We start from the raw sequence: 6,700 nt of genomic DNA, 5'->3' as shown, positions 1-6,700 counted from the left end.
CGCGCTCGCCGTAGGACAGGCACACCACCGTCACGTCGTAGCCGCGCTCCTCGTGCAGCGCGATCGCACCCCCGCACCGCCACACAAAATCTGCCGAATGCGCACTGATTACCAATGCCGTTTTCTTCGATGCCATATTAATTTTTCCGCCCTGAATATCTCGTTTCGCCCCTCGTGCGGCGAGGTTTCCCGCGCACGATGCTTCAGATTGCAGAAAAATCCCATTTCAAAAGGGAACGCTTGCTATAAAATTTTGCTATAATGATTTGTATGGAAGAAACGGTCGCCGAATGAGGTTGAAGGTTCCCAACATCCGCCATCTGAGGGTGTTCAGGCGGGTGGCCGAGTGTCATAGCGTCAGCGCCGCGGCGGAAAAGGAGCATCTGTCCCAGCCGGCCGTGACCCAGGCGATCTCGAAGCTGGAGGACGAGCTCGATATTCAATTGTTCGAGCGGCGGGCGGACGGGATGTTCGCAACCGACGTCGGCGGCCGGCTTCTGGAGCGTGTCGAGCGTGCGCTGGATCATCTGCAGGCCGGTGCAAGGGAAGCGTCCCGGCTTGGCGCGAAACAGAAGGAACGCGGCTTTTCCCATTTCGACCGCCTGGTGACGGCCGCCCAGCTCCGGGCCCTGATTGCCATGTCGGAGGCCAATAATTTCAGTATCGCCGCCCGGAATATCGGGATTTCCCAGCCCTCGATCCACCGCGCGGCGCGCAATCTTGAGCGCCTGTCGGGCATCAAGCTTTTCAACCCGGCGCAGGAGGGTATCTCGCTGACGCCGGCAGCCCAGGTTCTGGCACAGCGGACAAAGCTTGCGCTCGCCGAACTGCAGCAGGGGTTCGACGAGGTCGACGATTTCCTGGGGCGGGATTCCAGCCAGATTATTGTCGGCTCGCTGCCGCTGGCGCGGACCTATCTCCTGCCGATGGCGATCGACCGCATGGTGCGGGTCCGCGACAAGGTGCAGATACGGGTTCTCGACGGGGTCTATGCGGAACTCCTGCAGGGCGTGCGCCAGGGGGATGTCGATTTTCTTGTCGGGGCCCTGCGCAAGACACTGCCGGTCGACGACGTGGTTCAGGAAGCCCTGTTCGACGATCCGCTGGCGATCGTCGTGGGGGCCAATCATCCGCTGTTGAAGAAAAAGAACGTAACGCTGGAGGATACGCTCGCCTATCCGTGGGTGGCTCCGCCCAAGACGACGCCTGCCGGCAGTTATCTCTTCGACACCCTGCGGATCGATGCGTTGCCCGAGACACCGGTCAGGGCGGTGTCCAGTTCGCTCATCCTGGTGCGCGGCCTGCTGATGATGGGGGATTACATCACGATCATCTCGCAAAGCCAGATCCGCAGCGAACTGGAGCGCGATCTTCTGAGGCCGCTTCCCATCGAGCTGACCAACAATTCAAGGCCGATCGGTCTGACCTATCGTGCCGACTGGCGGCCGACGGAAACCCAGAAACAGTTCCTCACTTACTTGCGCGAAATCAGCGCCTCGGACCTGTCATCGGCGCACGAAGAAGCGGCGCTATTGAAAAAATGAATAGCAACCTCTTCGATTGAATACCCTTTCGGCGTTATTGAATGATAGGGAAACAGGCTGTATCGGTCATGTATACATGCTGCAGAAGCAAGACGTGAGGAGGGGTAAGCTTCGCCGGCCGGTCGGGAAGCCCGGAAACGGGCGCCTGGAAAAGGCCTGTTTCGTCCGGACGGGTGAAGCTGAATTTATGATAAGATGAAACATGACGCATGGCATTGAACGGGGCATAGGACGGGTCGCCGGAATGCGTAGATCAGCATCGACCATCGAAGCGCCTGGGCTGAATGCCGAAACGGACGTGCGCCGCGCCTGGAAAGCCGCATGAGGACAGATCTTGGCGGTGTCATGCGGGCGTTGTCGCAATTGGAGGACGCCGGTTTCCCGGTTCGGCCCCGAGGGGCCGCGGGAACCGGGCAGCAAACGGAATTCACAGGAGAAACTTGGCCATGGAAAAGGAATATGAGGATATTCCTGGAACCTTCGTGTTCGATGCCGATCGGTCGCGCGAAGGCTACCATCTGAACCAGTTCTGCATCTCGTTGAGACTGCAGAAGAACCGCGATGAATTCAACGCCGATGAAGAGGCCTATCTGGATAAATATCCGATGAAGCCGGAACAGCGTGACGCGGTGCTGAAACGGGACTGGAACCGGCTGCTCGAACTGGGCGGCAACATCTATTACACCTCGAAACTTGCCGCCAACGACGGCATCAATTTCCAGAATCTTGCCGGGCTGATGACCGGCATGGGGGTGGAAGCCTACCGGGACATGATGCTGCATGGCGGCCGGTCCATTGAAGGCAATCGCTACAAATCCGAATGGAGTGAAGATTAATGGCCCGTATCACCGCAGGCGTCGGTTGTTCCCACGTGCCCGCCATCGGCGTGGCCATGGACACCAAGATCACCGATCAGCCCTACTGGCAGCCCGTTTTCAAGGGCTTCGAGAAGTCGCGCGAGTGGATGAAGGAAAAGAACCCGGACGTCATCTTCCTCGTCTACAACGACCATTGCACGGCCTTCGATGCGTCATGCATTCCGACCTTCGCACTCGGAGCCGCCGCCGAGTTCAAGCCGGCCGATGAAGGCTGGGGGCCGCGTCCGGTTCCGGTGGTCAAGAACCACCAGAAGATGGCAAGCCACATTGCCCAGTCGCTGGTCCTGGACGAATTCGACATCACCATCATGAACGAGATGGAAGTGGACCACGGCCTGACCGTGCCGCTTTCGGTGATGTACGGCGACATGGGGCCGGACGACGAATGGCCGGCGCTGGTCATCCCGCTTGCCGTCAACGTGGTGCAGTATCCCGCACCCACCGGCAACCGCTGCTATAATCTGGGCAAGGCGATCCGCAAGGCGGTTGAGTCCTACGAAGAGGACCTCAACGTGGTTATCTTCGGCACCGGCGGCATGAGCCACCAGTTGCAGTACAAGCGCGCGGGCCTGATCAATGCCGAATGGGACAAGCGCTTCCTCGACCTGTTGACCGAAGATCCGGTCTATGCCAGCAAGATCCCGCATGTGGAATACCTGCGCGAAGCAGGCTCTGAAGGTGTGGAAATGGTGATGTGGCATGTCATGCGCGGGGCGCTTGACGACGAGGTCATCGAGGTGCATCGCCACTACCATGTTCCGGCCTCCAACACGGCGGTCGGCCACATCATTCTGGAAAACAAAGCTGCTTAAAGCGACTGCCCCCGGAAGCTGATTCAGAACCGGTTTCGGGATCGGTTCCGGGGGTGCGTCATCTTGAACGGAGAGGAATTGTCATATGAGAGTTTGTGTCGCCGGCGCATACGGCGCTTTCGGTATCAAGCACCTTGATGCCATTGCAAACATCGAAGACGTTCAGGTCACGTCGGTGATGGGGCCGACCAAGGATAAGATCGAAGCGTTCGCGGCAGAACGCGGGATCCCCCACGCGGGTGCAACACTTGAAGAATGCCTTGCGCGCGATGACGTTGACGCCGTGATCCTGGCAACTCCGACGCAGATGCACGCCGACCAGGCGGTTGCCTGCATGGACGCGGGAAAGCATGTGCTGGTCGAGATCCCGATGGCCGACAGCCTTGCCGACAGTCAGCGCGTCGTTGCCAAGCAGAAGGAAACCGGTCTCGTGGCCATGGCCGGCCAGGTGCGCCGCTTCAATCCGAGCCACCAGTGGATCCACAACAAGATCAAGGCCGGCGAGCTGAAGATCCAGCAGATGGATGTCCAGACCTATTTCTTCCGCCGGTCCAACACCAACGCGAAGGGCGAGCCGCGCAGCTGGACCGACCACCTGCTGTGGCACCACGCCTGCCACACGGTCGACCTGTTCCAGTACCAGACCGGTGAAACGGTATCGGAAAGCTTCGGCCTTCAGGGCCCGATGCATCCGGACCTCGACATCGCCATGGACATGGCCATCGGCATGAAGACGCCGAGCGGCGCGATCTGCACCCTGTCGCTGTCGTTCAACAACGAAGGTCCCTTCGGCACCTTCTTCCGCTACATTTGCGACAACGGCACCTACCTTGCCCGCTACGACGATCTGTTCGACGGCTATGACAAGCCGATCGACCTGTCGGGTGTCGCCGTGTCTAACAACGGCATCGAACTGATCGACCGCGAGTTCTTCTCCGCGATCAAGGAAGGCCGCGAGCCGAATGCGAGCGTTGCCCAGGTCCTTCCGGCCATGGAAACCCTCGACACGATCGAGCGCTCGTTCCGTTAAGCGGCAAGCTGCACATCATGATGCCCGGGCAATTGCGCCCGGGCGTCTTTTTTTTGTAACGTCGAACCGCAAGTTTCCTTCCCGTCAGCATAATTAAAATCCACGAAAGCAGTCTCATGAAGCAACGAAAGCTTGGTCCCTTCACGGTTTCGGCAGTCGGTCTCGGCTGCATGAATTTCGCGCATGGCTACGGCAATGCCCTTAGCCGGGAAGACAGCGCGACACTTCTCCTGAAGGCACTCGACCTTGGCTATACCCACTTCGATACCGCGACCATGTACGGGGCCGGCAAGAGCGAGGAAATCATCGGCGAGACGATCGGCAGCCGCCGGGACGAGTTCTTCCTCGCCAGCAAGTGCGGCCTCTATCCCGGCAAGGGCGACAAGCCGCGCGACATCGACGGCGATCCGAAACGGATCAAGCAGGCTTGCGAGGCGAGCCTCAAGCGCCTGAAGACCGACGTGATCGATCTCTATTATTTGCACCGCTTCGACCGCAACATTCCGATCGAGGACAGCGTCGGCGCCTTCGCCGAACTGGTTCAGGAAGGCAAGATCAAGACTTACGGCCTGTCGGAAATGTCCGCCGAAACGATCCGGCGCGCCCACAAGGTGCACCCGGTCACGGCCGTCCAGACCGAATATTCGCTGTGGACCCGGAACGCGGAAATCGCGGTGCTCGACACCTGCCGCGAGCTGGGCATTTCCTTCGTCGCCTTCAGCCCGCTCGCCCGTGCCTTCCTGACCGGTACCTTCGGCATGGACAACGTGCTCAATCCGAACCCGGGTGACTTGCGGCGCAACATGCCGCGCTTTGCGCCGGAAAACTACGCGCGCAATCTGAAGCTTCTCGACGATTACAAACTGGTTGCCGACGAGGTGGGCTGTTCGATGGCGGAACTGGCGCTTGCGTGGGTGCTTTCCAAGGGCGACCACATCCACGCCATCCCGGGCACGACCAGCCTCGATCACCTGGCCGAGAATGCCCGCGGCGCGGACGTGGAGATCGACCAGTCGGTCGTCGACCGTCTCGATGCGATCATCAATCAGCAGACGGTCTCCGGCCCTCGCTACAGCGCGGCCCAGCAGCCGGACATCGACACGGAACAGTTCCCGGAGGAGCATTGAGACGTTGCGTTACGGCTAGCAATACCTCCTCCCCAGTGTCATTGCCCGGACTTCGCCGTGTGATGATGCTCCGTGGATTGGAGAGTCCGGAAAATCCTTCGGTTGTCATCCCGGTTTGGCGCGTCAGCGGCAAGACCGGGATCCAGTACTCCGTGTCGCCTGTGTTTTGAAAAGAAAACAAAGTCAATGGGTTACTGGATCCCTGCCTGCGCAGGGATGACAACGCTGCGGTTGGATAGGCATCCGAAATCCTGATCTGTGCATTTGTTGATGAAGGCCAGATAGCCCAATCCTATAGACCCTGAACTCATCCCGTCTCGATCGGCGTCGAGCGGAACTGGCTCGGGGTCTTGCTGGTGCGCTTGCGGAAGAAGCGGGTGAAGTAGGCCGGGTCCTGGAAGCCCAGTTCATAGGCGACCATGGCCGAGGTGGCGTTGGTGTAGGTCAGGAGCCTCTTGGCCTCCAGCGCGACGCGGGCGTGGATGATGTCCTGGGTCGGCTTTCCGGCGAAGCTCTGGCACAGACGGTTGAGCCGGGCCGGGCTCATGGCCAGGGCCCTGGCATAGTCTCCGATCGACCAGTGGTCGCGGTAGTGATCCTCCACCAGGCCGGTGAAGCGGGCGAAGGTCTCGTGCGCATAGCCGCGGGCCCCTGTGGCGACGGATTCCGTTTGCGCCCGGCGGGCTACCGCCATCATCACCACACGCAACAGCCAGTCCAGCATGGAACTGCGGCCCGGTAGGGTCCGGCTGAATTCCCGTGCCATCTGCATCAAGGACGTATGAATGAAATCCGCATCCTCCGGGGCATTGGCAAAGTCCAGGATGTGCGCTTCCTTCATGAGCGCCTCGAAGAAGTGCCGCGCGCGGCGGAACCGGGCGTCCATGGCGACCGTGTCCGCGGCGGTGACCACATAGCCGACGGTGCCTTCGGAAAAGGTAAAGCTGTGCACCGCGCCGCCCGGGATGGTGATCGCGCACGGACCGTCAAGCGACTGCGTATGGTCCTCCAGATGCACCTGCACGAAGCCTTCGGCCACGAACACGATCTGGAGCATGCGCTGGTGGACGTGGGGCGTGATCCGCCATTCATACAGGCGCGATCTGGTCCGGATGTCCTCGATGTGAATGAATTCGGGATCTTCTCCGGCCAGCTCTTCGCCGAAGAGCGCGTAGCGGGTGACGCCGATCTGACTTACGGGTTTCTTCATAGGGTCTCGCGAATTTTGGATCAAAAGTACCAGAATTGTTGCGAAAGCTCCATTAATTTGGGTTCTCATTGGACCTATTGTCCTGTCCGAGGCTTGAGG

Annotated in this window: 7 protein-coding genes; 5 read left to right on the top strand and 2 right to left on the bottom strand. The window is 59.9% G+C overall.

Annotated features, from left to right (window positions below):
* A partial coding sequence (locus HK439_RS04785; protein WP_190290229.1) for a PIG-L deacetylase family protein occupies positions 1 to 136 on the bottom strand: 136 nt, incomplete at its 3' end.
* 154 nt (positions 137 to 290) lie between these two features.
* Here HK439_RS04785 and HK439_RS04780 point away from each other — a divergent pair.
* The 5 genes from HK439_RS04780 to HK439_RS04760 all read left to right on the top strand — a co-directional run bounded on the left by HK439_RS04780 (position 291) and on the right by HK439_RS04760 (position 5,391).
* Positions 291 to 1,544 carry a LysR family transcriptional regulator gene (locus tag HK439_RS04780; RefSeq protein WP_190290228.1) on the top strand — a complete coding sequence of 418 codons (1,254 nt, stop codon included), beginning with the start codon at positions 291 to 293 and terminating at the stop codon, positions 1,542 to 1,544.
* Between the two features lie 446 nt (positions 1,545 to 1,990).
* Complete coding sequence (ligA, locus tag HK439_RS04775; protein WP_235987590.1) at positions 1,991 to 2,380, top strand: protocatechuate 4,5-dioxygenase subunit alpha; 390 nt, start codon at positions 1,991 to 1,993, stop codon at positions 2,378 to 2,380.
* Positions 2,380 to 3,234 carry a class III extradiol dioxygenase subunit beta gene (locus tag HK439_RS04770; protein ID WP_190290226.1) on the top strand — a complete coding sequence of 285 codons (855 nt, stop codon included), beginning with the start codon at positions 2,380 to 2,382 and terminating at the stop codon, positions 3,232 to 3,234. Before ligA ends, HK439_RS04770 begins: the two co-directional genes overlap by 1 nt.
* 85 nt (positions 3,235 to 3,319) lie before the next feature.
* Positions 3,320 to 4,264, top strand: coding sequence for a Gfo/Idh/MocA family oxidoreductase (locus HK439_RS04765; protein WP_190290225.1), 945 nt, complete (start codon positions 3,320 to 3,322; stop codon positions 4,262 to 4,264).
* A 116-nt stretch (positions 4,265 to 4,380) separates the two neighbouring features.
* Positions 4,381 to 5,391 (top strand): aldo/keto reductase, encoded by a 1,011-nt coding sequence (locus HK439_RS04760; RefSeq protein ID WP_190290224.1) that lies wholly within the window; start codon positions 4,381 to 4,383, stop codon positions 5,389 to 5,391.
* Between the two features lie 307 nt (positions 5,392 to 5,698).
* Here the strand turns inward: HK439_RS04760 and HK439_RS04755 are convergent, their stop codons facing one another.
* Positions 5,699 to 6,601 carry a helix-turn-helix domain-containing protein gene (locus HK439_RS04755; RefSeq protein WP_190290223.1) on the bottom strand — a complete coding sequence of 301 codons (903 nt, stop codon included), beginning with the start codon at positions 6,599 to 6,601 and terminating at the stop codon, positions 5,699 to 5,701.
* Positions 6,602 to 6,700 lie beyond the last annotated feature (99 nt).

Source organism: Roseibium aggregatum (assembly GCF_014692675.1).
GTDB lineage: Bacteria > Pseudomonadota > Alphaproteobacteria > Rhizobiales > Stappiaceae > Roseibium > Roseibium aggregatum_C.
The sequence above is the reverse complement of the archived record's forward strand: the minus strand, read 5'-3'. Positions and strand labels throughout refer to the sequence as shown.

Excerpts from the sequence above, each read along its gene's own strand:
- HK439_RS04780 (WP_190290228.1), top strand. The coding sequence starts at position 291 with ATGAGGTTGAAGGTTCCCAACATCCGCCATCTGAGGGTGTTCAGGCGG.
- ligA (WP_235987590.1), top strand. The coding sequence starts at position 1,991 with ATGGAAAAGGAATATGAGGATATTCCTGGAACCTTCGTGTTCGATGCC.
- HK439_RS04770 (WP_190290226.1), top strand. The coding sequence starts at position 2,380 with ATGGCCCGTATCACCGCAGGCGTCGGTTGTTCCCACGTGCCCGCCATC.
- HK439_RS04765 (WP_190290225.1), top strand. The coding sequence starts at position 3,320 with ATGAGAGTTTGTGTCGCCGGCGCATACGGCGCTTTCGGTATCAAGCAC.
- HK439_RS04760 (WP_190290224.1), top strand. The coding sequence starts at position 4,381 with ATGAAGCAACGAAAGCTTGGTCCCTTCACGGTTTCGGCAGTCGGTCTC.
- HK439_RS04755 (WP_190290223.1), bottom strand. The coding sequence starts at position 6,601 with ATGAAGAAACCCGTAAGTCAGATCGGCGTCACCCGCTACGCGCTCTTC.